This window comes from Methylobacterium sp. NMS14P, assembly GCF_028583545.1.
Classification (GTDB): domain Bacteria; phylum Pseudomonadota; class Alphaproteobacteria; order Rhizobiales; family Beijerinckiaceae; genus Methylobacterium.
Window position 1 is genome coordinate 3,944,964 of record NZ_CP087106.1, and the last position, 25,540, is coordinate 3,970,503.

Genomic DNA, 25,540 nt, shown 5'->3' on the forward strand with positions numbered 1-25,540 from the left:
CCGCGCGGCCGGACCGGACCTTGCATCGCCTGAGACGTCGCGAATCGGCCCGGTTCCGACGCAACGCGACGCCCGAGCCCGACCGTGCCCGACCTTGCCCACGTCATCCGGGAGATCTCCGAGGAGATGGCCCAGCGCCCCGACCGGGGCGCGGTCGCGGACTACATCCCCGAACTCGCCCGGGTCGATCCAGACCAGTTCGGCATGGCGGTGATCGACGCCGATGGGCAGGTCTTCACCGGGGGCGACAGCGAGACGCCGTTCTCGATCCAGAGCGTGTCGAAGGTGTTCACGCTCACCCTCGCCCTCGGCATGGTCGGCGACCGGCTCTGGAAGCGCGTCGGCCGCGAGCCCTCGGGCAACCCGTTCAATTCCATTGTCCAGCTGGAGCGCGAGCGCGGCGTGCCGCGCAACCCGTTCATCAACGCGGGCGCGATCGCGGTCACCGACGTGATCCTCTCGGGTCACGAACCCCGCGAGGCGCTGGGCGAGATCCTGCGCTTCCTGCAGTTCCTAGCCCAGGATTCCAGCATCATCATCGACGAGACGGTGGCGGCCTCGGAGAAGCGCACGGGCTTCCGCAACACCGCGCTCGCCAACTACATGAAGTCCTTCGGCGTCATCGACAATCCGGTCGAGTACACGCTCGGCGTCTACTTCCATCACTGCGCCATCGCGATGAACTGCCGCCAGCTCGCGCGGGCCGGCCGGTTCCTGGCGCATAACGGCGTCAACCCGTCGACCGGCCACTCGGTGGTCTCGGCGGAGCGCGCGCGCCGCATCAACGCGATCATGCTGACCTGCGGCCACTACGACGGGTCGGGCGAGTTCGCGTACCGCGTCGGCCTCCCGGGCAAGAGCGGGGTCGGCGGCAGCATCCTGGCGATCGCGCCCGGCAAGGCCTCCATCGCCGTCTGGTCGCCCGGCCTCGACGCGGCGGGCAATTCGCATCTCGGGCGCATCGCCCTCGAGCGGCTGACGCAGCGCATGGGCTGGTCCGTCTTCGGGGCCTGAGAGCGCCCCTGCGCCCCGCCCCCTTGCGCGGCGCCCGCTTCCGCGGCACTGCGCCGGCAGGGCGCCGCGGCGCCGAGACGAGGCTCATCGGCATGGCGACGCGTACGGCGGTCCGGGCTGCCGATGAAGATCTCGATCCCGGCGCCATCCTGGCCCGTCTCGACCGGCTTCCGGCGACGCCGGCGGTCTGGCGCCTCGTGATGCTGCTCGGGCTCGGCTTCTTCTTCGAGCTCTACGACCTGCTGTTCACCGGCTACGTCGCTCCGGGCCTCGTCAAGGCCGGGATCCTGACGCCGACGACTCCGGGCCTGTTCGGTGCCAGTGGCGTCGCGAGCTTCGTGGCCGCCCTCTTCACCGGCCTGTTCATCGGCACCATCGCCTGCGGCTGGCTCGCCGACCGGTTCGGTCGGCGGGCGATCTTCACGTGGTCGCTGCTCTCCTACACCGCCGCCAACGTCGTGATGGCCTGCCAGAGCGACGCCTTCGGCCTCAATCTCTGGCGCCTGATCGCGGGGATCGGCCTCGGCCTGGAGATGGTGACGATCGGCAGCTACCTCTCCGAGCTGGTGCCGAAGGCGATCCGCGGCCGGGCCTTCGCCCTGTGCCAGGGCATCGGCTTCACCGCCGTGCCGGTCGTGGCGTTCCTGTCCTACCTGCTGATCCCGACGGCGCCCCTCGGCATCGACGGGTGGCGCTGGGTCGTGCTGATCGGCGCTTCGGCGGCGATCGTGGTCTGGTGGATGCGGGCGGGCCTGCCGGAGAGCCCGCGCTGGCTCGTCGAGCACGGCCGTCTCGCGGAGGCCGAGGCGGTCCTGCGGCGGCTGGAGGCGCGGATCGCGGCCGAGCACGGCGGCGCGCTGCCCGCACCGGCCGCGCCGGAGCCGGTGCAGCCGCGCGGCGCGTTCCGCGACCTCTGGGTCCAGCCCTACCGGCGCCGGGCCCTGATGATGGCGGGGTTCAACGTCTTCCAGACAGTGGGCTTCTACGGCTTCGCCAACTGGGTTCCGACCCTCCTGGTGGCCCAGGGCATCACGGTGACGTCGAGCCTCGCCTACACGGCGCTGATCGCGCTCGCCGCCCCGGTCGGGCCCCTGATCGGCCTCGCCATAGCCGACCGGTTCGAGCGCAAGCACGTCATCGTGGCCGCCGCCCTCCTCTACATCGCCTGTGGCCTGGCCTTCGCGCAGACGCGGGACGTCAACGCCATCGTGGCGCTCGGCATCGGCCTGACGCTGGCCTCGAACGTGATGTCGTACAGCTTCCACGCCTATCAGGCCGAGCTGTTCCCCACGGGCATCCGGGCCCGGGCGGTCGGCTTCGTCTATTCCTGGAGCCGCTTCTCGGCGATCTTCACCGGCTTCGTCATCGCGTTCGTGCTGCGGGAGGCCGGGACGCCGGGCGTGTTCCTGTTCATCTCGGCGGCGATGCTGGCCGCGGGCCTGCTCGTCGGGCTGCTGGGTCCCCGGACGCGGGACGTCGCGCTGGAGAAGATCGCGGGGTGAGGCTCGTGAGGAGCACGGCTCCCGTCACGCCGAATCCGTGCTAGCCTCGGGCATGGTCGCTCAGCCGAGATCCCGGATGACGGTCGACGAGTTTCTCGCCTGGGCCGAAGGGCAGCCGGGACGCTTCGAGCTGGTCGACGGCGAGGTGTTCGCGATGTCGCCGGAGCGCGTTCGGCATGCCGAGGTCAAGGCGGCCACCTATCTGGCGCTCCGGTCCGCACTGAAGCAAGCGGGGAGCGCCTGCTACGCGCTGCCGGATGGCATCAGCGTTCGCGTCGATCGGGATACGGTCTTCGAGCCCGACGCCCTCGTTTACTGCGGGATGCGCGCTGACCCCGATGCGACCGAGATCACCGATCCCGTCATCGTCGTCGAGGTTCAGTCGCCGGGCACACGCGCGGTGGACTCGGGCCTGAAGCTGACCCGCTACTTCGGTCTGGAGAGTGTCATCCACTATCTGATCGTGGATCCGGTGAAGCGTCTCGTCATCCATCACCGCCGCGCGCAGGGCGGCCTGATCGAGACCCGCATCGCGACCCAGGAGACGCTGGACCTGACGCCGCCCGGCCTGCGCCTGCCCGTGCCCGAGCTGTTCGCCGACCTCGTGCCCGCCGACGACGGAGCTTGATCCGATCCGAGACGGATGCCACAGCGGCGCGAACGCGAATCAGGACGCCCGGATGACTGCACCCCTCGATCTCCTCGTGCTCGGCAACGCCATCGTCGACGTGATCGCCCGCACGGACGATGCCTTCCTGTCGGCGCAGGGCGTCACCAAGGGGGCGATGCAGCTCATCGACGAGCCGCGGGCCGAGGCGCTGTTCCAGGCGATGGGACCGGCGACGATCGTGTCGGGCGGCTCGGGTGCCAACACCGCGGTCGGTGCGGCGCTCCTCGGGGCCAAGACCGGCTTCGTCGGCAAGGTCCGGAACGACGAGCTCGGCGGCCTGTTCAGCCACGACCTCAAGGCGACCGGCGTCGACTTCACCGTCCCGGCCGCCGCCGAGGGTCCGGCCACCGCCCGGTGCTTCGTGCTCGTGACGCCGGACGGCGAGCGCACGATGAACACGTATCTCGGCGCCTGCCAGGGCCTGTCGCCCGACGATGTCGACAAGACGCTCGTGAGCTCGGCCCGCGTCGTCTATCTCGAGGGCTATCTCTGGGATCCGCCGGCCGCCAAGGACGCGTTCCGCAAGGCCGCGCAGCTCGCCCATCAGGCGGGCAACGCCGTCGCGCTGACCCTCTCGGACGCGTTCTGCGTGGGCCGCTACCGCGACGAGTTCCTCGGCCTCGTGCGTGACGGCAGCATCGACATCCTGTTCGCCAACATGGCCGAGTTGCAGAGCCTCTACGAGACCGACGATCCCGAGGCCGCCGTGGCGGCTCTGCGCGACGAGCGCAACGCCCGCGGCCGGCACCTGCTCGGCCTCGTCACGCGCTCGGCCGACGGCGCCCTGGTGGTTCAGGGTGGCGAGGTCCGCGCCGTCGAGGCGAGCCCGGTCCAGACGGTGGTCGACACGACCGGCGCGGGCGACCTGTTCGCGGCCGGCTTCCTCGCCGGTCACGCCCGCGGGCTCGACAACGTCGCCAGCGCCCGCCTGGGCACGCTCGCGGCCGCCGAGGTCATCCAGCACATCGGCGCCCGCCCGCAGGCGGATCTCGTCGGCCTGGCCAAGGCGCGCGGGCTCCTCTAGGCCGGCGCGCCGGGCGCGCGGTCGGAGGGTTGCGTCCGCTCCGATCCCGCGCGCTCAGGCCGCGCGGACGGTCGCGAGGAAGCGCGTCACCTCGTCCCTGAGATGCCCGGACCGGAGCGACAGCTCCGAGGCGGCCGTGAGAACCTGATCGGCCGCCGCGCCGGTCCCCTTCGCCGCGTCGGCGACGCCCGTGATGGTGGCGGTGACGTCAGCCGCCCCCTGGGCGGCCTGGGAGACGTTGCGGACGATCTCCTGTGTCGCGGCGCCCTGCTGCTCGACGGCGCCGGCGATCCGCGTCGCGACCGCGCTCAGTTCCTGGACCCGACCGCCGATGCGCCCGATCGCCGAGACGGCGTCGCCGGTGGAAGACTGGATCCGGGCGACGTGGCCGCCGATCTCGTCGGTTGCCCGCGCGGTCTGACCGGCCAGCTCCTTCACCTCTGCGGCCACGACCGCGAAGCCGCGGCCCGCCGCGCCGGCCCGCGCCGCCTCGATCGTGGCGTTCAGCGCGAGGAGATTCGTCTGCTCGGCGATGGTCGAGATCAGGGTCACGACATGACCGATCTGAGTTGCCGCCCCGTTCAGTTCCTGAACCAAGTGAGCGGTCGCCGCGGCGTCCGCGACCGCCGACTGGGTCAGCGCCGTCGAACCCGCGACCTGGCGGCTGATCTCCTGGACGGAGGCGCCGAGTTCCTCGGCCGCCGCCGCCGCGACGCTGACGTTGCTGGCCGCGAGTTCGGCCGCGCTCGCCACCCGGCCGGAGCGATCGGCGGTGTCGGCGGCCGCCTCGTTCATGGCCGAGGCCGTGTCCTGCAGCGCGGCGACGGCGGCCGACACCGTGCCGATGATGCCGCCGACCGTGCCCTCGAAGGCGTCGGCGATCCGGTGCATGCCGCTCCGCCGCCGCGCCTCTGCCGTGGCGCGGGCCTGCGCGGCTTCGTGCTCGAGCGTGCGCGCCCGGATCAGGCCGTCCTTGAAGACCTGGACGGACGCCGCCATGACGCCGATCTCGTCCGTCCGCTCTGAGCCGCTGACGGCCACGTCGAGGTTGTCGGCCGCGAGCCGACCCATGATCTCGGCCAGGGACCGGATCGGGCGGGCGACCCGGTGCCAGACCCACCAGACCGCCGCGCCGGTCATGATCAGTCCGATGATCGAGAGCGCGACGGTGACGGACCACGCCGTCCGGAACGCGTCCTCGGAGCGCTGGACCGAGACGTTCGTGCCCTCGGCGGTGACCTGGGCGAGATCCGCCAGGGCATCGAAGGCGGCCACCAGCGGCGGGCGGGCCGGCGCGATGGCGTCGCGGGCCGCATCCCGGTCGCCGCGTCTGAGCGGGGCGAGAATGGCCTCCTGGGCGACGCGATAGACCTTCCACCGGTTCTCGAACGCGTCCCAGAGCGCGCGCTCCCGGGGCGTCGTCGCGCGCGCGCGGTAGCTCCGGAAGGCCTCGGGGATGGTCTGATCCATCTCGACGAACTCGGCATCGAGGTCCCCATTCTCACCGTCGTCGATGGCGACCACCTTGCGGATCGTCGTCGTGTGGTACCGCAGCATCAGGAATCGAATCGTGTGGAGATCGTTGTCCTTGCGCACCCAGACGTCGCGAGTCTCCACGGCGGCGCCGTTGATGGCCTGTATTTGCATCAAGCCGATGCTAGAGCTTGCCAAGAAGAGTAAAAAGCCGATGATCGAGGGCAGTATCAGCTTTGATACGATACTTCTTCGAAATTTCATCTCGGGCACCACAGATGACGACACCACCGCATCGAGGCGCATGAAGATGAAGGACGGACTCTTGCGCAACCTCTACTTCGGAGGTGATCCGCGCCGCAGAGCAGCGCGGAGCGCATAACTCGTCGCCCGCCAACGCCGTGCAGCGGGTCGAGCGCCGATCCTGTCGCAGGCGGGTGGCCGCGGCCCGATCAAGGCCGCAGGAGCACCTTCCCCATCGCCGCGCGGCGGGTCAGGAGCCCGAAGGCCTCCGGGTATTCCGCCAGCGGGTAGACGCCGTGGACCTGCGCGGTGAGCCTGCCCTCGGCGACCCAGCCGAGGAGCCGGCGCTGATCGGCCCGGTGCGCCTCGAGCTCCCGATCCAGGAAGGCGCCCCAGTGGACGCCCTGCACGTCGAGTTCCTTGAGGAGCATCAGGTTCAGCGGCAGCCGCGGGATGGCGCCGGCGGCGAAGCCGATCACGAGGAAGCGTCCGCGCCAGCCGAGCGCCCGCAGGGCCGGCTCCGCGTAGGCGTCGCCGACCGCGTCGTAGACCACGTCGATCCCGCCGCCGGAGATCCGGCGCAGCTCGTCCTTGAGCGTCGCGGGGTCGTAGACCACGCCCGCCTCGGCGCCGTGGGCGCGGGCGACCGCGAGCTTCTCCTCCGAGGAGGCGCAGGCGATCACCCGGGCGCCCATCAGCCGGCCGAGCTCGACGGCGGCGAGGCCGACGCCCCCGGAGGCGCCGAGGACCGCCAGCCACTCGCCGGGCTGCAGGCGGGCGCGGTTCGCCAGGGCGTGCAGCGAGGTGCCGTAGGTGATGGTGAGCCCGGCCGCCTGCTCGTCCGGCACGGCGTCCGGCACCGGCGTGAGCCGGGCGGCGTCGAGGGCGATCAGCTCCGCGCAGCAGCCGTGCCCGGCATGGACGATCACCCGGTCGCCCACGGACACGCCAGCGGCCCCCTCGCCCAGCGCCTCGACCACGCCGACCCCCTCGCCGCCCGGCGAGAACGGCAGGGCCGGCTTCACCTGGTAGCGCCCGGCGGTGATCAGCGTGTCGAAGAAGTTCAGGGCCGCCAGCCGCATCCGCACCAGCGCCTGCCCGGGGCCCGGCACCGGGTCGGGCCGCTCGACGATCTCCAGATGCTCCGGCCCGTCGAGCCTCGTGCACAGCAGCGCCCGCATGGCGTCCCTCCTCCCCGGCAATATCCGGCCGATCAGGCCCGAACCGGCCGTGCGGTCAAGCCGTTCCGATCATCTCGCGGATGCGGGCTCCCAGCACCTCCACCACGAACGGCTTGGTGATGACCTGCATCCCGGCATCGAGGGGCCCGTTGCCGAAGACCGCGCTCTCGGCGTAGCCGGTGACGAACAGGACCTTGAGGCCGGGGCGCGTGACCCGGCCGGCCTCGGCCATCTGGCGCCCGTTCATGCCGCCCGGCAATCCGATGTCGGACACCAGCAGGTCGATGCGCACGTCGGATTGCAGCACCTTGAGGCCGGCCGCGCTGTCGGCGGCCTCGATCGCCGTGTAGCCGAGTTCCTCCAGCACCTCGGTGACCAGCATGCGGACGGTCGGCTCGTCGTCGACCACCAGCACGGTCTCGCCCGGCGCGGCCCGCGGCGGCGCGCCGACGGCGGCGTGCGCGTCCTCCTCGACCACCGGGCCGCGGTGGCGGGGCAGATAGAGGCAGACCGTGGTGCCTTTGCCGAGCTCGGAGTGGATCCGCACCTGGCCGCCCGATTGCTGCGCGAAGCCGTAGATCATCGACAGGCCGAGGCCGGTACCCTGCCCCAGCGGCTTCGTGGTGAAGAACGGCTCGAACACCTTGCCGACGATCTCCGGCGGCATGCCGACGCCGGTGTCGGTGACGCAGAGGGACAGGTATTGGCCCGGCGGCATGTCGTGGCGCCGAGCGGCGCGCTCGTCGAGCCAGGCATTGGCGGTCTCGATCGTGATCCGGCCCCCCTCCGGCATCGCGTCCCGGGCGTTGATGCACAGGTTGAGGAGCGCGTTCTCGAGCTGCGGCGGGTCGACCAGGGCGGGCCACAGGCCCGGAGGCGCCACCACCTCGACGACCGCGGCGGGCCCGACGGTGCGCCGGATCAGCTCCTCCATGCCGGCCACCAGCCGGTTCACGTCGGTGGGCTTCGGGTCGAGGGTCTGGCGCCGCGAGAAGGCGAGCAGCCGGTGGGTCAGCGCCGCGGCCCGCTTCGAGGCCCCCTGCGCGGCGTTGATGTAGCGGTCCACATCCATGACGCGGCCCTGGCCGAGACGGGTCTGGATCAGCTCCAGCGAGCCGGAGATGCCGGCGAGCAGGTTGTTGAAGTCGTGGGCGATGCCGCCGGTGAGCTGGCCGACGGCCTCCATCTTCTGAGACTGCCGCAGGGCCTCCTCGGCCGCGGCCAGGGCGTCGGCGCGCTCGCGCTCCGCGGTGAAATCGCGGCCGACGGCGTTGATGACCCCCTCCTCCGGCCGGGCCGCCCAGCTGATCCAGCGATAGCTGCCATCCCGGTGGCGGTAGCGGTTGTCGAAGCGCGCGAGGCTCGACCCGGCGGAGAGCTGGCGCGCGCCCTCGACGGTGCGCTCGAAATCGTCCGGATGGACGAAGGCGATGAGCTTCGTCCCGATCAACTCGTCCGGGCGCCAGCCCAGCACCTCGGTCCAGGCCGGGTTCACCGCGGTGATCGTCCCGTCGAACAGGCAGCGCAGCATCATGTCGGACGAGAGCGTCCACAGGGCGTTGCGGTCGGCCGTCCGCTCCTCGACCTGCTGCGCCAAGGTGGCGTTGAGCTCGCGCAACTCCGCGAGCGCCGCCTCGAGCCGGCCCTGGCTCTCCTTCAGCGCCGCGTCCGCCAGGACGCGGCCGGTGGTCTCGTTGGTGAGGATGAACAGGCCGGCGACTTGGCCCCCGGCATCGAGAACCCGCGAGTACGAGAAGGTCCACCACGTCTCGCGGGCGCCCCGATCGGTGTCGAGCTGCCACGGCAGGTCGACGAAGCGCTCCGGACGCCCCGCCATCGCGGCGTCGATGATCGGCTTGGCCTGACCCCAGGCATCCGCCCAGACCACGTCGAACCGCTCGCCCATCGCCCAGGGTAGCCGGGGTCCGAGGAGCGGGAAGTAGGTGTCGTTGAAGAAGAAGTGGAGGTCGGGCCCCCAGGCCAGGATCATCGATTCCGGCGAGTTGAGGACGAGCGACAGGGCCGCGCGGAACTCCGCCGGCCACGTCTCCAGAAGCCCCAGGGGATGATCCGACCAGTCGCGCGCGCGAATCATGCGCGCGGCCTCACCGCCGCCGGAGAGGAAGGGGAAGGGCTCGGTCACGGGCTCTGAGAAATGCAGGTCATACGCGTACGGCGTATGACCGTCTTCGGCGGCATCTCCAAGATGCCCGCTCGCGGTTCAACGACGTCGTCTCAGCGCGCCGCCGTCCTCGCGAGCGGAGCGAAGCAACCCAGGGCTACGGGACGTCGGCAAGCGTGGCGCCGACTGGATCGCTTCGCTCCGCTCGCGAAGACGGCCGGCTGAGCCTCGATCCGACCCGACCCGTCAATGCGCCTCCTGCCAGTTGCCCGCCGCGTTGGCCTCGACCACCAGCGGCACCTTCAGCGTCAGGGCCGGCGCCGGCGCCTCTTCCATGACGCCGCGGATGATCGGGATCGTCTGCTCCACCTCGTCCTCGGCCGCCTCGAACACCAGCTCGTCGTGCACCTGGAGCAGCATGCGTGCCTTGAGGCGCTTCGCGGCGAGCGCCGCCTCCATCCGGGTCATGGCCCGGCGGATGATGTCGGCGGCCGAACCCTGGATCGGCGCGTTGATCGCCTGCCGCTCGACGCTGGCCCGCTCGGACGGGTTGTTGGAGCGGATCTGCGGGTAGTGGCACACCCGGCCGAACAGGGTCGTGACGTAGCCCTTGTCGCGGCAGCTCCTCTTGGTGGTGTCGATATAGTCTCGGATGCCCGGGAACTGCTCGAAATACTGCTTGATGAACGCCGAGGCCTCCTCGCGGCCGATGCCGAGCCGGTCGGCGAGGCCGAAGGCCGAGATGCCGTAGATGATGCCGAAGTTGATGGTCTTCGCGCGGCGCCGCAGGTCGGGGGTCATCTCCTTGAGCGGCACGCCGAACATCGCCGAGGCGGTCGCCGCGTGGATGTCGATGCCGTCCTCGAACGCCTTCCGGAGTTCCGGGATGTCGGCCATGTGGGCCAGCAGCCGCAGCTCGATCTGCGAGTAGTCGGCGGAGATCAGCCGGTTGCCGGGCGCCGCCACGAAGGCGCGGCGGATGCGCCGCCCCTCCTCGGTGCGGATCGGGATGTTCTGCAGGTTCGGCTCGGAGGAGGACAGCCGCCCCGTGGTGGTCGCCGCCAGCGAGAACGAGGTGTGGACCCGCGCGGTCTCGCGGTCGGCATGGGCCTGGAGCGCGTCCGTGTAGGTGGATTTCAGCTTCGAGAGCTGGCGCCATTCCAGGATCTTCTTGGGCAGATCGTGGCCCGCCTGGGCGAGCTCCTCCAGCAGGGTCGCGGGCGTCGCCCACTGGCCGGAGGGTGTCTTCTTGGCGCCCGGTAGGCCCATCTTGCCGAACAGGATGTCGCCGATCTGCTTCGGCGAGCCGACCGAGAACTTCTCGCCGGCATCCTCCTGGATCTCCTCCTCCAGGCGGACGAGGATCTGCGAGAAGTCCCCTGATAGGCGGCTCAGAATCTCCCGGTCGACGCGGATGCCGCGCTGCTCCATCCGGGCGATCACCGGCAGCAGGGGCCGCTCCAGCGTCTCGTAGACGGCGACCCGGTGCTCGGCCACGAGGCGCGGCTTCATCATCCGCCACAGGCGCAGGGTCACGTCGGCGTCCTCGGCCGCGTAGGCGGTGGCCTTGTCGATCGCGACGCGGTCGAAGGTCACCTTGTTGCGGCCGGTGCCGGCCACGTCCGAGAAGGTGATCGGCTGGTGGCCGAGATGCCGGCGGGCCAGCTCGTCCATGCCGTGGCCGCCCTTGCCGGCGTCGAGGACGTAGGAGATCAGCATCGTGTCGTCGAACGGCGCGACCTCGATGCCGTAGCGGGCGAGCACCACCCAGTCGTACTTGAGATTCTGGCCGACCTTCAGGACGCCCGGGTTCTCCAGGAGCGGCTTCAGCCGGGCGACGGCCTCCTTCAGGGGGATCTGGCCCGGCACCGGCTCGACCACGTCCGACGGCGCGGCGCCCTCGCCGAACAGGTCGGTGGCGTCGGCCTGCACCTTGGCGGCCTGAACGTGGGCCAGCGGGATGTAGCAGGCCCGGCCGGTGGCGACCGCCAGCGAGACGCCGACGAGGCCGGCCTTGTGGGCGTCGAGGGAGTCGGTCTCGGTGTCGACCGCGATCACGCCGACCTCCTCGGCCTCGGCGATCCAGGCGTCGAGCTGCTCCAGGGACGAGACCGTCTCGTAGGCGGCGGTGTCGAAGGGCGCCACGGCCTCCGCGGCCCGGGCCGCCACCACGTTGCCGGGGGTCGCCTCGACGGGTGCCCGGGGCTTGGCGGGAGCGTCCGGGAGGTCGAGATCGGCGAAGGGGTCGATCTCGCCGCCTTCCGGCGGGGCGGCGCCCGGCGGTCGCTCGGCCCCCGCCGCCGCGGTCTCGGGATCCGGCGGGACAGAATCGCCGAAGAACGGCACCGCGTCGCTGCCGCCGGCGGCGTTGCCGTAGCCGTGCGGCCGGGCGCCCGGCAGAAGCCGCGGGTCGGGCTTCACCGCCTCGGGGTCGACGTGCAGCATCTGGGCGATGCGGCGCGTCAGGGTGTTGAACTCCATCGCCTTCAAGAAGCCGACGAGCTTCTCGGGGTTCGGCTCGGGCACGCCGAGCTCGTCCAGCGGCACCGGGACGGGCACGTCCTCCATCAGCGCGACGAGCTTGCGCGACAGCTTGGCTTGATCGACGTTGGCGAGCAGCGTCTCCCGGCGCTTGGGCTGCTTGATCTCGCCCGCGCGCTCCAGAAGGGCCTCGAGGCTGCCGAACTCCTTGATCAGCGCCGCCGCGGTCTTCAGGCCGATGCCGGGAACGCCCGGCACGTTGTCGGAGGTGTCGCCGATGAGCGCGAGGGCGTCGCCGATCTGGTTCGGCTGCAGCCCCTCCCACTTGGCGACGATCGCCTCGACGTCGAGGTTGCGCTCGGGTCGGTAGCCGGGCTTGCCCTTGGCGCCCGACTCGAAGTCGTAGAACCGGACCTGCGGCCCGACGAGCTGCATCAGGTCCTTGTCGGACGAGACGATGATGACGCCCGCGCCCCGCGCCTCGGCCTGGCGGGTGTAGGTGGCGATGAGATCGTCGGCCTCGTAGCGCTCCAGCTCCACCGCGTGCAGGCCGAAGGCCCGCACCGCGTCGCGCATCAGCGGCATCTGCCGCTTGAGGTCGTCGGGGGCGTCCGGGCGGTGGCCCTTGTAGTCGGGGAACATCTCCTTGCGGAACGAGCCCTCGGACTTGTCGAAGACGATGCCGAGATGGGTCGGCATCGTGCCGGCGGCACCGTCCTGCAGGAACTGCGCGATCTTGGTGCAGAACAGGCGCACGGCGCCGGTGGGCAGCCCGTCGGACGGGCGCGAGTTGTATTTCTGGTCCTGGTTGATCGACTGGAAATAGGCCCGGAAGATGAAGGACGAGCCGTCGACCAGGATCACCTGATCGCCGGGTCCCACGGGCTTGGTCTCGGGGCTCGAGTCGGGCTTCGAGTCGGTCATGGGCTCAGGCGGCTCGGGGCGATCAGGGGTCGTGTGCGCGGTCCAGTTCGGCGCGGCAGGCCGCGACCGGAACGGGCCGCATGTGGTGGACGGTGAGCCGAACGTTGTCCAGCGGCACCCGCCAAGTGTCGGGCGGGCATCCGTCCGACGCTGCGCGGAAAGCGGCCGAACGCGCGCCGTGTCGGCGTCGCCGAGCAGGCGGCGCGTCCGACCTCACGCGGCGAGCTCGCGCCCCAGCGCCTCGACCCGGCGCAGGTCGTCCACGAAGGCCGCGTAGGCCTCCGCCTTCGCCTCGTCCGGCAGCCGGAGCAGGTAGGAGGGGTGGACCGTGATGAACCCCTGGAAGCGGTTGTCGTGCCGGTCGAAGCGGAACGGGCCGCGCGCCCGCGTGATCGGGATCGCCTTGCCGGTCAGCGCCAGCACGGCGGTCGCGCCGAGCGCCACGACGAGCTTCGGACCGACGAATTCGAGCTCCCGGTCGAGCCACCACCGGTAGTGGCTGACCTCGCCAGCGGTCGGCTTCTGGTGGATGCGGCGCTTGCCGCGCTCCTCGAACTTGAAGTGCTTGACCGCGTTCGTCAGGTAGCTCGCGCCCCGGTCGATCCCGGCCTCCGCCATGGCGCGGGAGAGCAGCTGGCCGGCGGGACCCACGAAGGGCCGGCCCTGCCGGTCCTCCTGGTCGCCGGGCTGCTCGCCCACGAAGGCCACTGTTGCCCCGACCGGCCCCTCGCCGAGCACGGCCTGGGTAGCCCCCGGGACGAGCGGCTCGGTCCGGCGGATGATCGCGTTCAGCGCCTCCAGGGTCTTGGGATCCTGGTCGGCCATGGCGGCGACGGCCCGGGCGGGTTCGCGGCGTGTGGGCAAGGTCGGCTCCCTCTCGATCATGGCTTCGGTGCGCCCGGCCGCCGCCCGGACCAGGGCCGGGATCGCGGCCGTCTCGGGCATGTTGTGCCAGTACTTCTTGGGCATCTCGGCCCGCATGGCCTTCAGGTTGGTGCGGGCCGGGTTGAAGGTGCTCTCGTAGTAGGTCTGCCAGCCGGCCTCGAAGCCGTCGCCCTCGGGCAGCTGCGCCCGGTCCCCGGGCGGCCCGAAGGTCAGGGTCTCGGTATCCCAGTGGGCCGAGCCTTCGGGCGTCAGGATCGACCAGTGCATCCCGCGGAAGCGATCGACGAAGAACGGCGCCGCCGCCTCGAGGATGTGGTGATCGGGCTCGAACCACGCGACGTAGCGCTCGCCGTCCGGTCCCTCCGCGCGGCGGAAGCGCAGGAAGGCGTGCATCTTGTGGAGGTCGCGCCCGATCGCCTTCGCCATCCGGTGCAGGCGGTGGACCAGGGGATCGCTGCCGACCTCCATCAGGTGCCGCTCGCCGTGGCAGACCCGCCAGACGAGTGCGTAGAGCAGGCCGTACCGCTCCGGATCGCGGTGGGGGATCACCTGCGGGATCAGGCTCGCGACGGCCTTCGGCAGGACGAGCGGCGTGCCGGCGTCCTGCTGCGCGTCGCTGCCGAACAGGCCGGGCGCATCCGTCACCGACCACGTCACGGCTTCGGGCGCGACGCCCCGCGCGACGAGGCTCCGGACGGCGTTGCGGAATCCGTCGAGATCGGCGCCGGGGCGCAGCGCGACGGCGCGCGGCGACCGCGGATCCGCCCCGTCCCCGGAGCGTGAGGGACGCGGCGCGTGACCCGCCCCCATCAGAACAGGCTCAGCTGCGCCGCGGGCTCGACCAGCCGCGCCCGGAGGTCGAGCCGGTCCGTGAGCCCGACCGGCCGATGGTCGGCGGCCACCAGGAACGGGCGCGCCCGCTTGAGGCCGGAGGTCAGCCGGGCGACGTCGTCGAGGCGCAGCGTCGCGTGGCGGCGCGCCCGGATGATCTTGTCGACCGCCCGCGCGCCGAGCCCCGGCACCCGCAGCAGCCATTCCCGGTCGGCCCGGTTCACGTCCACGGGGAACCTGTCCCGGTGCTTGAGCGCCCAGGCGAGCTTCGGGTCGATGTCGAGGGCCAGCATCCCGCCCTCGGAAGCGTCGGCCACCTCGTCGGGGGTGAATTCGTAGTACCGGAGCAGCCAGTCGGCCTGGTACAGGCGGTGCTCGCGCTGGAGCGGCGGCGGCTTCGGCGGCAGGATCGCCGACCCGTCCGGGATCGGGCTGTAGGCGGAGTAGTAGACCCGCTTCAGCCCGACGCTGCCGTAGAGCAGCGCGCTCTTGCGGATCAGCGCCTCGTCGGTGGTGGCGTCCGCCCCGACGATCACCTGCGTCGAGTGGCCGGCAGGCGAGAACCGGCGCTTCTCGGCCTTGGCCTGCACGATGCGCTCGCCGATCTGCGCCATGGCCACCTGGATCGCGGCGCCGTCCTTCTCGGGCGCGAGCCGCTCCAGGCTCGCCTCGGTCGGCAACTCGACGTTGATCGAGAGCCGGTCGGCGTACAGGCCGGCCTCCTCGATCAGCCAGGGACTCGCCTCCGGGATCGACTTGAGGTGGATGTAGCCGGCGAAGCCGTGGTCGCGCCGCAGCGACTTCGCCACGCGGGTCAGCAGCTCCATCGTGTGGTCCGGCGACTTGATGATGCCGGAGGACAGGAACAGGCCCTCGATGTAGTTGCGCCGGTAGAAGTTCAGGGTGAGGCTCACGACCTCCTCCACGGTGAACTTCGCCCGCCGCACGTTCGAGGAGCGCCGGTTCACGCAGTAGGCGCAGTCGAACAGGCACCAGTTGGTCAGCAGGATCTTGAGGAGCGAGACGCACCGCCCGTCCGGCGTGTAGGCGTGGCAGATCCCGGCCCCGGTGGTCGACCCGAGCCCGTCCTTGCCCGCGGCCCGCTTCGGCGCGGCCGAGGAGGCGCAGGAGGCGTCGTACTTGGCGGCGTCCGCGAGGATGCGCAGCTTCTTGGCCAGTGTCTCGTCCATCGAACAGACAATGAACAACGCGGCCGAAGGTGCAAGGCCGGCGCGGCGTTCACCCCGGGCCGCGATGCCGCACCCGTCACGCCGGCGCGTCGGGCTCGTCGGCTTCGTCAGGGTCCCGGTCGACCACCCGGCGGGCGAGGCCGTAGGCGAAGCCGGCCCGGGCCAGGGCGGCGAGGTCCCGGTCCCGGTGCGTCGCCCGCTGATCCGGGCGGCGATACGGGCCGAGGCGACGCCGCTTGGCGTAGGCCTGCGCGGCCTGCTCCTCGATCGCGTCCGCCTCGCCGTCCGGCAGGGCGTCGCGCTCCGCCAGCATGGCGGCCTCCACGACGTCGCGCGGGATCCCCTTGGCGGCGAGCTTGGCCGAGACGCCGCGGGTCGACGTTCCGCGGCGGCGCAGGGTGGCGAGGCGGGTATCGGCGAAGCGCGCGTCGTCCACGAGGCCGGCCGACACGGCCCGCGCGACGGTCGCCGTCACGAGGTCGGCGAAGCGTTCGGGATCCTCGCCCCGGGCCCGCGCCCGCTTCTGGACGCGGCGGGCGAGCGTCCGGCGCAGCATCTCGGTCGAGGCGCTGTAGCGCTCCAGGTAGTGGAGCGCCGCCCGCTCGAGCCAGGCCGGGCTCACGGGGCCGGGCGGCTTGACCTCCCGGTCGCGGCGTTCTGGCGCGGATCCTGCAACGAATGGAGATTTCACCGGTTCTTCACGATCTCGACAGGTTTGCGTTCCATGACTCGGGTATGGAACGCGCGCAACGCGACAGGCTCGGCCATGGCCCGAACCACCGTTCTTCGGCAGGCAGTGCGCAGGGCCGATGGCGCCGGCGGCTCCACGGCGCGGCGGCCTTCCTGATGCGGCGCGAGTGGCTCCTGGTCCTCGTGGCCCTGGGCCTGGCCGCGGCCGCGGCCGCGATCGTCTACCTGTCGCGTCCGAACACCCTGACGGTGGCGGTCGGCCCGCAGGACGGCCCCGAGGCCGCGCTGATCGAGGCCTATGCCGGCGCCCTCGACCGGGCGCGGGAGGATGTCCGGCTCAAGGTGGTGCGCTACGGCGACGTGCGCGACAGTGCCCTGGCGCTCCAGCGGAACAAGGCCGACCTCGCGGTGGTGCGGCCGGACGTGTTCCTGCCCGAGAACGGGCTGACCCTGGCGATCCTGCACGACGAGGCCCTCGTCATCGCGGCGCCCGAGGCGGCCGATCTCGACGACGTGCCCGCCCTGGCGCGCAAGCGGCTCGGCATCGTGGTCCGCCACAGCGCCGACCTGTCGTTCCTCACGAACCTGCTCTCCTTCTACGACCTCGTGCCGGACAGCGCGGGCGAGGACGGGTCGGAGGCCGGCCACGCCGCCGAGGCGGAGCCCGGCCACGTGGTCGTGGTGCCCTTGAAGGTCGGCGACGTCACGGCCGCGCTGACCGAGAAGCGCGTCGACGCGGTGGCGGTGATCGCGAGCCCGGCCTCCAAATCCGCGGCCGCGGTGGTGCGCGCCGTCGAGCTGGGCTCGCCGGACCGCAAGATCGGCTTCGTCTCGATCCCGGACGGCGACGCGATCCTGCAGCGCTTCCCCGAGCTGCAATCGGTGACGATCCCGGCCGGCACCTTCGGCGGCCGCCCGAAGCGGCCCGACGAGGAGATCAAGACGGTCGGCGCCTCCTACCGTCTGATGGCCCGGGGCACGGTCAGCCGCGTCGCGGTCGCCTCGGCGACGCAGCACCTGTTCGAGTGGCGCTCGCGGCTCGCCTCGACCGCGCCGGTGGCCAAGCTGATGAAGGCGCCGGACTTCGACACGACGGTGGCGGCGACCTCGGCGCGCCTGCCGAACCACCCCGGCGCCGTCGACTATTTCGAGCGCGAGCAGCAGACCTTCCTCGACCGCTACGAGGATTACATCTACCTGTTCGCCTTCTTCGGCGGCACGATCGGCTCCGGCTTCGCCTGGATCGGCCAGCGCCTCGCCCGCAAGCGCCGGGAGCGCGTGGATTTCGTCCTCGACCGGCTGCTCGACATCATGCGCGAGGTGCGCGCGGCGACCAGCGCCGCCGAACTCGACGCGATCGCGATCGAGACCGACGGGCTGGTGGCCGACGTCGTCTGCTACGCCCGCGAGCGCAGCATCGACGCGCGGACGGTCAGCGCCCTGATCCTGGCGGTCGACGGCGTCCACGCGGCCATCGCCGACGCGCGGCGGCAGACGAGCGAGACCGAGCCCCGGGCGGCGACTCGCAACCGCACGGCGCGGCTGCTCGCCCTCGACCTGCCGGCCGCGGAGTAGCGGCGGGCGCCGCATGGCTGGCGGCTTAGGGATATCATGCTAACGGGAACCATGTTCGATCCCGTCGCCGCCCTCGATACGGTCCTCGAGAATCTCGACCGCGAGGCCCGCGAGCCCACCAAGCTCCGGGCCGCGCTGGTGCCGCAGTTGCGCCGGGTGATCGAGGAGGGCCACCGGGCCGCCGAGGCGCAGCTCCTCGAGGACCGCAACGGCCTGCTCTGCGCGCAGACGCTCTCGAACCTCACCGACGCGGTGGTCCGGGCGATCCACGACGCCGTTGTCTGGCGGCTCTATCCCAACGACAACCCGTCGACCGGCGAGCAGCTCGCGGTCGTCGCGACCGGCGGCTACGGCCGGGGCACGATGGCGCCGGGATCGGACATCGATCTGCTGTTCCTGCTGCCCTACAAGCAGACCGCGTGGTCCGAGAGCGTCGTCGAGGGGATGCTCTACGTCCTGTGGGACCTGAAGCTGAAGGTCGGCCACGCCACCCGCTCGGTCGAGGAGTGCCTGCGCGAGGCGCGGGCCGACATGACGATCCGCACCTCCCTGCTGGAGGCGCGGTTCCTGTTCGGCACCCGCGTCCTCTACGAGGAGCTCGTGACGCGCTTCGACGCCGAGCTCGTGGTCGGGTCCGCCGCCGAGTTCGTGGAGGCGAAGCTGCGCGAGCGCGACATGCGCGTCTCCAAGGCCGGCACCTCGCGCTACCTCGTCGAGCCCAACGTCAAGGACGGCAAGGGCGGCCTGCGCGACCTGAACACGCTGTTCTGGATCGCCAAGTACACCTACCGGGTGCGTGATCAGGCCGAACTCGTCAGCGCCGGCCTGTTCACCCCGGAAGAGTACGCGCTGTTCGAGCGCTGCGAGGAGTTCCTGTGGCGGGTGCGCTGCCACATGCACTTCGCCACGAAGCGCGCCGAGGAGCGCCTGTCCTTCGGTCTGCAGCCGCGGATCGCCGAGCGCTTCGGCTACGAGGCCCGGGGCGGCCTCTCCGGCGTCGAGCGCTTCATGAAGGCCTATTTCCGCATCGCCAAGGATGTCGGCGATCTCACCGCGATCGTCTGCGCGGAGCTGGAGGCGCGCCACGCCAAGCGCACGCCGGTTCTCGACCGCTGGATCGGCCGGTTCCGCGACCGCTTCCGGGCGACCGCCATGGAGGCGGAGGATTTCTGGATCGACCACGGCCGGGTGAACCTGCGCGCGGAGGACGCCTTCGAGCGCGACCCGGTCAACCTGATCCGGCTGTTCTGGCTCGCCGACCGGCACAACCTCGCGATCCATCCGGATGCCAAGCGGCTAGCCAACCGGTCCCTGCGCCTCGTCAACCCGTCGTTGCGCGTTGACCCCGAGGCGAACCGCCTGTTCGTCGAGATCCTGACCTCCCGGAACGCGCCGGAGGAGGCGCTGCGCGAGATGAACGAGGCGGGCGTGCTCGGCCGCTTCATCCCGGATTTCGGACGCATCGTCGCGATGATGCAGTTCAACATGTACCACCACTTCACGGTGGACGAGCACCTGCTGCGCACGGTCGGCGTGCTGGCCGATATCGAGTCGGGTCGGGTCCAGGAGACCTACCCGCTGGTCTCGCGCCTCGTGCACTCGATCCACAACCGCACCGCGCTCTACGTGGCGATCCTGCTGCACGACATCGCCAAGGGCCGGCCGGAGGACCACTCGATCGCCGGCGCCGCCATCGCCGAGAAGCTCTGCCCGCGCTTCGGCCTGAACCAGGCCGAGACCGAGACGGTGCGCTGGCTCGTGGAACACCACCTGCTGATGTCGATGACCGCGCAGAGCCGCGACCTCTCGGATGCCAAGACGATCGAGCGCTTCGCCGCGAGCGTGCAGAGCCTGGAGCGGCTGAAGCTCCTGACCATCCTGACGGTGGCCGACATCACCGCCGTCGGGCCCGGCGTCTGGACGGCCTGGAAGGGCACGCTGCTCCGCACGCTCTACGACGAGACCGAGGTCTACCTGTCGGGCGGCCATTCCGAGATCGCCCGCACCGACCGGGTGCGCCTCGTCCAGATGGGCCTGCGGGAGCAGCTGCCCGGCTGGGGCTCGGAGGAGTTCGACGCCTACGCGGCCCGCCACAGCCAGGCCTACTGGCTCAAGGTCGACGGCACGCGCCAGCTCAAGAACGCGATCTTCCTGCGCGACGTCGTGCGCGACAGTCGGACCAGCGCGACCGACGTGGCCCTCGACCCCGTGCGGGGCGTGACCGAGATCACGGTCTACTCGCCGGACCATCCCCGCCTGCTCGCCATCGTCACCGGCGCCTGCGCGGCGGCCGGCAGCAACATCGTCGACGCGCAGATCTTCACCACCACGGACGGCTTCGCCCTCGACACGATCTTCATCTCCCGCGCCTTCGAGCGGGACGACGACGAGCTGCGGCGCACCAAGCGCATCACCGCGGCGATCGAGCGGGCGCTCAAGGGGGAGATCAAGATCGCCGACCTCGTGGCCGACAAGCACCCGCCGACCAGCACCCGCGCCAAGACCTTCCCGGTGCCGCCGGACGTCATCATCGACAACGCCCTGTCGAGCCGGGAGACCGTGGTGGAGATCACCGGCCTCGACCGGCCGGGCCTGCTCTACGAACTCACCACCGCCTTCAGCCGGCTCTCGCTCAACATCACGTCGGCGCACGTGGCGACCTTCGGCGAGCGCGCCGTGGACGTCTTCTACGTCACCGATCTCACCGGCACGCGGGTGACGCAGCCCGACCGGCAGGCCGCGATCCGGGCCGCCGTGATGGACGTGTTCGCGCACGACGTCGCGACGCTCAAGGCCGAGGGTCTGGAGGCGCTGGTGGCGGCGCCGCCGCCGCGCGAGGCGTGAGCGTACGGGTTGATTTCGCGGCCCTGTGGCCAGATATCAGCGCCGATTCCATCATCGCCCACCGATTCCCGCCCACGACTGAAACGTGATGACGAGCAACGACATGCCTCAGGATGACCAGCGCCAGACCACGGTCGAAGCCGGTGCCGGCGCGGCCCAGGATTCCGCGCCCGCGGGTCAGGGCAGCGCGTCGACCTCCGTCGATCCGGTCGCGGAGGCCCTGGCCCTGCTGACCGCCGAGCGCGACGAGCTCAAGGACCGGACGCTGCGGACCCTCGCCGAGATGGAGAACCTGCGCCGCCGGACGGAGCGCGAGGTCGCCGACGCGCGCGCCTACGCGGTGACCAACTTCGCCCGGGACGTGCTCAACGTCGCCGACAACATCCGCCGCGCCCTCGACAGCGTCCCGGCCGACGCGAAGGCCACGGCCGACGGCGCCCTGAAGGGGCTGATCGACGGGATCGAGCTCACCGAGCGCGACCTCGGCAAGACGCTGGAGCGCCACGGCGTGAAGATCGTCGAGCCGCAGGGCCAGAAGTTCGACCCGAACCGCCATCAGGCGATGTTCGAGGTGCCGAACGCGGAGGTTCCGGCCGGCACCGTCGTGCAGGTCGTGCAGGCGGGCTACGTCATCGGCGAGCGCGTGCTGCGCCCGGCCCTGGTGGGTGTCGCCAAGGGCGGCCCGAAGGCGGCCGCCAACCCGGCCGACGCCGCCTGAGCGGTCCCGCGGCGCGCCCTACTCGCAGGGCAGCGCCGCGGCAAAATCCGATATGAACCGCGCGGTCTGGCGGGTCTGGGCCGGCGCGGCCGGATCCCGGGCGACCAGCCCCGCCTCGACGCGGAGGCGGCCGTTGCAGGCGCAGGTCGGCAGCGTTCCCGAGGCCGGCTCGGGGGAGCAGGCATCGTGATGCGCGCAGGCGAGATCCAGCGCGTCGATCGGCGGGTAGCCGGGGCCGCGGCTGCCGGGGCCGCAGAAGTTCCCGTAGATCAGGATGGCGCCGCGCCCGGAGGGCCCGGGCGGGACGATCTCCTGGGCCCGCGCCGGGACGGCGCAGGCCGCGAGCGCGACGGCGAGCAGCATTGTCGTGAGGGAGGTCGGGCTGGGAATGCTCACGGCCGGTCCTGTCGGAGAGAACCCCTGGTCCCGCGGGGCAGGACCCGCGCGGCATCCGGCTTCACCGACATCCATCGGCCGTGGACAGGCTCGCGCGGCCGACAGATTCGCGAAGCCGAACGCCCGGCATTGCGACCCAGCTTGGCCGCTCCGTCAAGCTCTCTCCCCGCGAATACTGCTTAGAATCGGTAATTCACACCCGCCCGAACCAACGCGAAATCGGAATCCTGTTTGCCGGCACCGTAAAACGCCGGAACACTGGCGCTGTAGTATGTGGCGGCGGTCGTACCGCGTCCGAGATGGAGGTAGAGCGCCTCCACCTTGGCGGAGAGCTTCTCGGTGAAAGCGTACTCGATGCCACCGCCGGCCGCGTAGCCGGTCCGGTCCGTCGACGACAGGGCGTAGGGGTAGGAACCCGCGTAGGTCGAGCGCGCGCCGCCGCCGTACGCGAAGCCGCCGGTGCCGTAGACGAGCACGCGGTCGAAGGCGTAGCCGAGCCGGGCGCGGACCGTGCCGAGATAATTGAGGCTCGGTCGGACGCTGTAGTACGGCGCGGCGCCGAGATAGGCGGCGTCCGCCTTGGCGAAGGCCGTGCCCTGGATGTCGGTCTCGACGCCGACGACGACGCCGGCGCCCGGCGTGAACTGATAATTGTAGCCGATCTGGCCGCCGCCGGCGAAGCCGCCGGACCGGCCGCCGCCCGTGACGGTGCCGTAGGTCGGGTCGGTGAAGCCGCCGCTCCCGGTCGGGAACGCGTATCCGGCATTCACGCCGGCGTAGAAGCCAGTCCAGGTGAAGACCGGCAGCGACGGCAGCGGCACCGGCGGCGCGCGGCGGGGCAGGTCCGCCGCCCGGGCGGCGAGGGCCAGGCAGCCGCATGCGGCGCCCGCGAGGGCTGCGTAAGTTCTTGCATTCATGGGGATCTCGTTCTGGAGCGCGGCGGTGCCGCGGGATCAGAGGGCCAGGAGGAGCAGCCCGACGACGGTCACCGACAGGATTAGGCAGAGGGCGAGATCGAGGATGGCCGCTCCACCGCAGGTTGGCGCAGTCCGGGCGCGTCCGGAGACGGACAGGGCGATCACGACCGGCCCCCACGGTTCTCGTCGGGACGGGCCGCGATCCTCACGGCTCTGGCGGCGCGCCTGGGCACGACGGCACCCGAGGGTGCCGCCGCCCCGTCTGAGGGGAAGACGGGAGCGGCGGCCTGCGGCGCCTTCGGTGGACTGGCGCGGTGGACCGTTTCCGCGACAGCGACACCGAGGACGGGCAGAGTGAGCGCGGCGACGACGCAGACGAGGCGCCGGAACCGCGGAAGGGGATCGCTCAGTCGCGCGTGACCCGTCCGGGCCGTCGGGAGCATGAGCGGCGGCAGCGACTTCGCCACGAGGATGCGCGTTTCAACCGTCATCGGCCGGAGTCTCCGTGCCTTCGTGGGAATTTTGACCACGGAAGTGGTTTACGTGTGCAAAAATCCCACGTCAATGCGAAATCGACGGTTCGATGTGCGCCGCCGCACCGGGTGGGATTGTATCCCACGGCACAAGCCGTCACGATGAAGCGATGTCCGAGACTGCTGAAACACCGCGGGAGGGCGCCAGCCTGCACGCGCCGCTGGCGCGGTTGCTGCGCCCCCTCGTGCGCCTGCTCGTCGCCCGCGGCATCACCTTCCCGGCGCTCACGGACCTGCTGCGCGAGCTCTACGTGAACGTCGCCGAGTACGACTTCGCCCTCGCCGGCAAGGAGCAGACCGACAGCCGCGTCTCCCTGCTCACCGGCATCCATCGCAAGGAGGTCCGGCGCCTGCGGGGCGCCGGTGCTCCGGTCAGCGCCGTGCCGGCGGTCGTCTCACGCACCAGCCGGATCATCGCCCGCTGGATCGCCGACCCGGCCTTCACCGATCCGCAGGGCCAGCCCCTGAGGCTCCCGCGCACGGCTGAGGGCGGCGCGCCCTCGTTCGAATCCCTGGTCGCGGGCGTGACCCGGGACCTGCGGCCCCGCGCCGTCCTCGACGAGTGGCTCGACCGCGGGCTCGCGTTCACCGATCCGCAGGACCGGATCGTGCTCGCGGAGGCCGCCTACGTCCCCCGCGGCGACGGTGCCGAGGGGCCGCAGCTCTACTATTTCGGCCGCAACCTGCACGACCACATCGCGGCGGCCGTCGCCAACATCGTCGGCGACGCGCCCCGGTTCCTGGAGCGGGCGGTCCACTACGACGGGCTGTCCAAGGACCTCGCGATCAAGCTCGAGGCGCGCGCCCGCGAGATCGCCATGGAGGCGCTGCAGCAGGCCAACCGGGAAGCGCACGCCGCCTGCCAGACCGATCCCGGCGGCACGCATCGCTGGAATTTCGGCCTCTACGTCTACACCGAAGCGGCGCCGCCGGCGCGGCCCGCGGACGAGCGGTGAGAGGCCGGCCGGTGCGCGCCTCGCTCAACCGCCGGTTCGTCCTGCGCCTGCTCGCGGGCGCCGCGACCCTGCTGCCCGGCGCCGCTCGGTCGCAGGAATCGCCGCGCGACCAGGGCATCGGCGGCACCGGCATGATGCGGACCGACGAGCCGCGGAACGGCTCCCTCGGCGAGGGCGACCGCGGCATCGGCGGCACCGGCGTGATCGGCACGATCCGCCGCTTCGGCTCGATCATCGTCAACGACCTGCGCATCGCCTATCCGCCCGAGGTGGAGGTGCGCATCGACGGCGCGGCCGCGCAGGCCGCCGACCTGAAGATCGGGCAGGTCGTCCACGCGGTGGCGCGGCCCGAGGGCGGCGGGCTCGCCACGCGGCGGATCGACGTGACCAGCGAGGTGGTGGGCCCGGTGGAGTCGGTCGCGCCCGGGCGGCTCGTGGTGCTCGGGCAGCGGGTCTCGACCGCGGGTCTCGGCGGTGCGTGGCAGCCGGGCGCGCGGGTCGCGGTGAGCGGGCTGCGCCGGCCCGACGGCGTGATCGTGGCGAGCCTGATCGAGCCGCGGGACACCGGCCCCGACCGCGTCGCCGGCCCGGTGCGGCGGGTGGCGGGCGGCCTCGGGATCGGCGGCCTTCGTCTCGCGGGCGCCGACGCCCTGCCGCCGGGCAAGCGCGCCCTGGTGACGGGCCGCGCGGCGAACGGCGTCCTCACCGTGACCAACGCCGCGCAGGTGGGCCTGCCCTTCCCGCCGGGCCTGAGGCAGGTCTCGATCGAGGCCTATATCGGCCGCGGTAACGGCGGGCTCGACATCGGCGCGGGCTACGCCGTCGCGGGCCGTTCGGGCGCGCGGGTTCCGCGCACCGGGAGCGTGCGGGCGGTGCTGACCGCGGCGATCGCGCGGGACGGGGACCTGACGGTGGAGCGACTGCGGATCGAGAACCGCGTCGCGCCCGAGCCGCGGCAGCCGGACGCCCCGCGGTTCGAGCGGGAGCGCGACCGGCTCGACCTCCGCAACCTCCCCGACGAGGTGCCCGGCCGCTTCGGCGCCGAGCCCGGCGGCCGCCCGGGGGGCGTCGGCGAGCCGCGCGGCCCCGCGATCGACACCCGGCCGGGGGGCACGGTCGTCCCCGGTTCGGAGGGCCCCGGCGGATTCGGAGCGCCGCGCGGCGGCTTCGGCGGTGCGCCGCCGGCAGGCCCCGGGGCGTTCCCGGGCGGCCCCGGGGGCTTCGGCGGTCCGCCCGGAGGACCCGGCCCGGGCGGAGGCGGCTTCGGCGGCGGCGGCGGTTTCGGCGGTCCTGGTGGTCCCGGCGGTGGCCGACGCTAGAGCCGTTACCGATCGCGTTGAGATGGGGGCGATCGCCGAGTCCGTGCCGCTC

Annotated in this window: 19 protein-coding genes; 9 read left to right on the forward strand and 10 right to left on the reverse strand. The window is 71.8% G+C overall.

Annotated elements, in window-relative coordinates:
- The first annotated feature begins 84 nt into the window (after positions 1–84).
- The 4 genes from LOK46_RS18765 (at position 85) to LOK46_RS18780 (ending at position 4,210) form a co-directional block, all read left to right on the forward strand.
- On the forward strand, positions 85–1,014 hold the full coding sequence (locus tag LOK46_RS18765) for a glutaminase (RefSeq protein ID WP_273559654.1): 930 nt from the start codon (positions 85–87) through the stop codon (positions 1,012–1,014).
- Positions 1,015–1,106: 92 nt separating this feature from the next.
- Positions 1,107–2,516, forward strand: a complete 1,410-nt coding sequence (locus LOK46_RS18770) for an MFS transporter (protein WP_273559656.1) — start codon at positions 1,107–1,109, stop codon at positions 2,514–2,516.
- A gap of 76 nt (positions 2,517–2,592) precedes the next feature.
- Positions 2,593–3,144 carry a Uma2 family endonuclease gene (locus LOK46_RS18775; RefSeq protein ID WP_273559658.1) on the forward strand — a complete coding sequence of 184 codons (552 nt, stop codon included), beginning with the start codon at positions 2,593–2,595 and terminating at the stop codon, positions 3,142–3,144.
- Between the two features lie 52 nt (positions 3,145–3,196).
- On the forward strand, positions 3,197–4,210 hold the full coding sequence (locus LOK46_RS18780; protein WP_273559659.1) for an adenosine kinase: 1,014 nt from the start codon (positions 3,197–3,199) through the stop codon (positions 4,208–4,210).
- A gap of 54 nt (positions 4,211–4,264) precedes the next feature.
- On the opposite strand, the gene LOK46_RS18785 is transcribed toward LOK46_RS18780, so the two are convergent.
- From LOK46_RS18785 to LOK46_RS18815, 7 genes are all read right to left on the reverse strand, one after another.
- The gene (locus LOK46_RS18785; protein WP_273564632.1) at positions 4,265–5,947 is read right to left on the reverse strand and encodes a methyl-accepting chemotaxis protein; all 1,683 of its coding nucleotides are present in this window, start codon (positions 5,945–5,947) and stop codon (positions 4,265–4,267) included.
- Positions 5,948–6,135: 188 nt separating this feature from the next.
- On the reverse strand, positions 6,136–7,107 hold the full coding sequence (locus LOK46_RS18790) for an NADPH:quinone oxidoreductase family protein (protein WP_273559661.1): 972 nt from the start codon (positions 7,105–7,107) through the stop codon (positions 6,136–6,138).
- Between the two features lie 55 nt (positions 7,108–7,162).
- Positions 7,163–9,250 carry a hybrid sensor histidine kinase/response regulator gene (locus LOK46_RS18795; protein WP_273559663.1) on the reverse strand — a complete coding sequence of 696 codons (2,088 nt, stop codon included), beginning with the start codon at positions 9,248–9,250 and terminating at the stop codon, positions 7,163–7,165.
- 225 nt (positions 9,251–9,475) lie between these two features.
- Complete coding sequence (gene polA, locus LOK46_RS18800; RefSeq protein WP_273559665.1) at positions 9,476–12,634, reverse strand: DNA polymerase I; 3,159 nt, start codon at positions 12,632–12,634, stop codon at positions 9,476–9,478.
- Between the two features lie 213 nt (positions 12,635–12,847).
- Entirely contained in the window at positions 12,848–14,329 is a 1,482-nt protein-coding gene (locus tag LOK46_RS18805) for a UdgX family uracil-DNA binding protein (protein ID WP_273559667.1), read from the reverse strand.
- Complete coding sequence (locus tag LOK46_RS18810; RefSeq protein WP_273559669.1) at positions 14,329–15,540, reverse strand: putative DNA modification/repair radical SAM protein; 1,212 nt, start codon at positions 15,538–15,540, stop codon at positions 14,329–14,331. The genes LOK46_RS18805 and LOK46_RS18810 overlap by 1 nt, the downstream gene beginning before the upstream one ends.
- Positions 15,541–15,616: 76 nt before the next feature.
- Positions 15,617–16,162, reverse strand: a complete 546-nt coding sequence (locus LOK46_RS18815; protein WP_273559671.1) for a regulatory protein RecX — start codon at positions 16,160–16,162, stop codon at positions 15,617–15,619.
- 224 nt (positions 16,163–16,386) lie between these two features.
- Between LOK46_RS18815 and LOK46_RS18820 the strand changes: the two genes are divergently transcribed.
- From LOK46_RS18820 to grpE, 3 genes are all read left to right on the forward strand, one after another.
- Positions 16,387–17,805, forward strand: a complete 1,419-nt coding sequence (locus LOK46_RS18820; RefSeq protein ID WP_273559673.1) for a TAXI family TRAP transporter solute-binding subunit — start codon at positions 16,387–16,389, stop codon at positions 17,803–17,805.
- A 51-nt stretch (positions 17,806–17,856) separates the two neighbouring features.
- Positions 17,857–20,649: a [protein-PII] uridylyltransferase gene (locus tag LOK46_RS18825; RefSeq protein WP_273564633.1), complete on the forward strand. Its 2,793-nt coding sequence runs from the start codon at positions 17,857–17,859 to the stop codon at positions 20,647–20,649.
- Positions 20,650–20,752: 103 nt separating this feature from the next.
- Positions 20,753–21,367, forward strand: a complete 615-nt coding sequence (gene grpE / locus LOK46_RS18830; protein ID WP_273559674.1) for a nucleotide exchange factor GrpE — start codon at positions 20,753–20,755, stop codon at positions 21,365–21,367.
- A gap of 18 nt (positions 21,368–21,385) precedes the next feature.
- On the opposite strand, the gene LOK46_RS18835 is transcribed toward grpE, so the two are convergent.
- The 3 genes from LOK46_RS18835 to LOK46_RS18845 all read right to left on the reverse strand — a co-directional run bounded on the left by LOK46_RS18835 (position 21,386) and on the right by LOK46_RS18845 (position 22,845).
- Positions 21,386–21,763, reverse strand: a complete 378-nt coding sequence (locus LOK46_RS18835) for a hypothetical protein (RefSeq protein ID WP_273559676.1) — start codon at positions 21,761–21,763, stop codon at positions 21,386–21,388.
- 179 nt (positions 21,764–21,942) lie between these two features.
- Entirely contained in the window at positions 21,943–22,680 is a 738-nt protein-coding gene (locus LOK46_RS18840) for an outer membrane protein (RefSeq protein WP_273559678.1), read from the reverse strand.
- A gap of 36 nt (positions 22,681–22,716) precedes the next feature.
- Positions 22,717–22,845: a hypothetical protein gene (locus tag LOK46_RS18845; RefSeq protein ID WP_273559679.1), complete on the reverse strand. Its 129-nt coding sequence runs from the start codon at positions 22,843–22,845 to the stop codon at positions 22,717–22,719.
- A gap of 478 nt (positions 22,846–23,323) precedes the next feature.
- On the opposite strand from LOK46_RS18845, the gene LOK46_RS18850 reads away from it, so the two are divergent.
- Positions 23,324–24,169: a DUF6502 family protein gene (locus tag LOK46_RS18850; RefSeq protein WP_273559681.1), complete on the forward strand. Its 846-nt coding sequence runs from the start codon at positions 23,324–23,326 to the stop codon at positions 24,167–24,169.
- Positions 24,170–24,180: 11 nt separating this feature from the next.
- Positions 24,181–25,488, forward strand: coding sequence for a DUF5666 domain-containing protein (locus tag LOK46_RS18855; RefSeq protein ID WP_273559683.1), 1,308 nt, complete (start codon positions 24,181–24,183; stop codon positions 25,486–25,488).
- Positions 25,489–25,540: the final 52 nt, after the last annotated feature.

Excerpts from the sequence above, each read along its gene's own strand:
- LOK46_RS18770 (WP_273559656.1), top strand. The coding sequence starts at position 1,107 with ATGGCGACGCGTACGGCGGTCCGGGCTGCCGATGAAGATCTCGATCCC.
- LOK46_RS18775 (WP_273559658.1), top strand. The coding sequence starts at position 2,593 with ATGACGGTCGACGAGTTTCTCGCCTGGGCCGAAGGGCAGCCGGGACGC.
- LOK46_RS18780 (WP_273559659.1), top strand. The coding sequence starts at position 3,197 with ATGACTGCACCCCTCGATCTCCTCGTGCTCGGCAACGCCATCGTCGAC.
- LOK46_RS18785 (WP_273564632.1), bottom strand. The coding sequence starts at position 5,947 with ATGAAATTTCGAAGAAGTATCGTATCAAAGCTGATACTGCCCTCGATC.
- LOK46_RS18790 (WP_273559661.1), bottom strand. The coding sequence starts at position 7,107 with ATGCGGGCGCTGCTGTGCACGAGGCTCGACGGGCCGGAGCATCTGGAG.
- polA (WP_273559665.1), bottom strand. The coding sequence starts at position 12,634 with ATGACCGACTCGAAGCCCGACTCGAGCCCCGAGACCAAGCCCGTGGGA.
- LOK46_RS18805 (WP_273559667.1), bottom strand. The coding sequence starts at position 14,329 with ATGGGGGCGGGTCACGCGCCGCGTCCCTCACGCTCCGGGGACGGGGCG.
- LOK46_RS18810 (WP_273559669.1), bottom strand. The coding sequence starts at position 15,540 with ATGGACGAGACACTGGCCAAGAAGCTGCGCATCCTCGCGGACGCCGCC.
- LOK46_RS18820 (WP_273559673.1), top strand. The coding sequence starts at position 16,387 with ATGCGGCGCGAGTGGCTCCTGGTCCTCGTGGCCCTGGGCCTGGCCGCG.
- LOK46_RS18825 (WP_273564633.1), top strand. The coding sequence starts at position 17,857 with ATGTTCGATCCCGTCGCCGCCCTCGATACGGTCCTCGAGAATCTCGAC.
- grpE (WP_273559674.1), top strand. The coding sequence starts at position 20,753 with ATGCCTCAGGATGACCAGCGCCAGACCACGGTCGAAGCCGGTGCCGGC.
- LOK46_RS18840 (WP_273559678.1), bottom strand. The coding sequence starts at position 22,680 with ATGAATGCAAGAACTTACGCAGCCCTCGCGGGCGCCGCATGCGGCTGC.
- LOK46_RS18850 (WP_273559681.1), top strand. The coding sequence starts at position 23,324 with ATGTCCGAGACTGCTGAAACACCGCGGGAGGGCGCCAGCCTGCACGCG.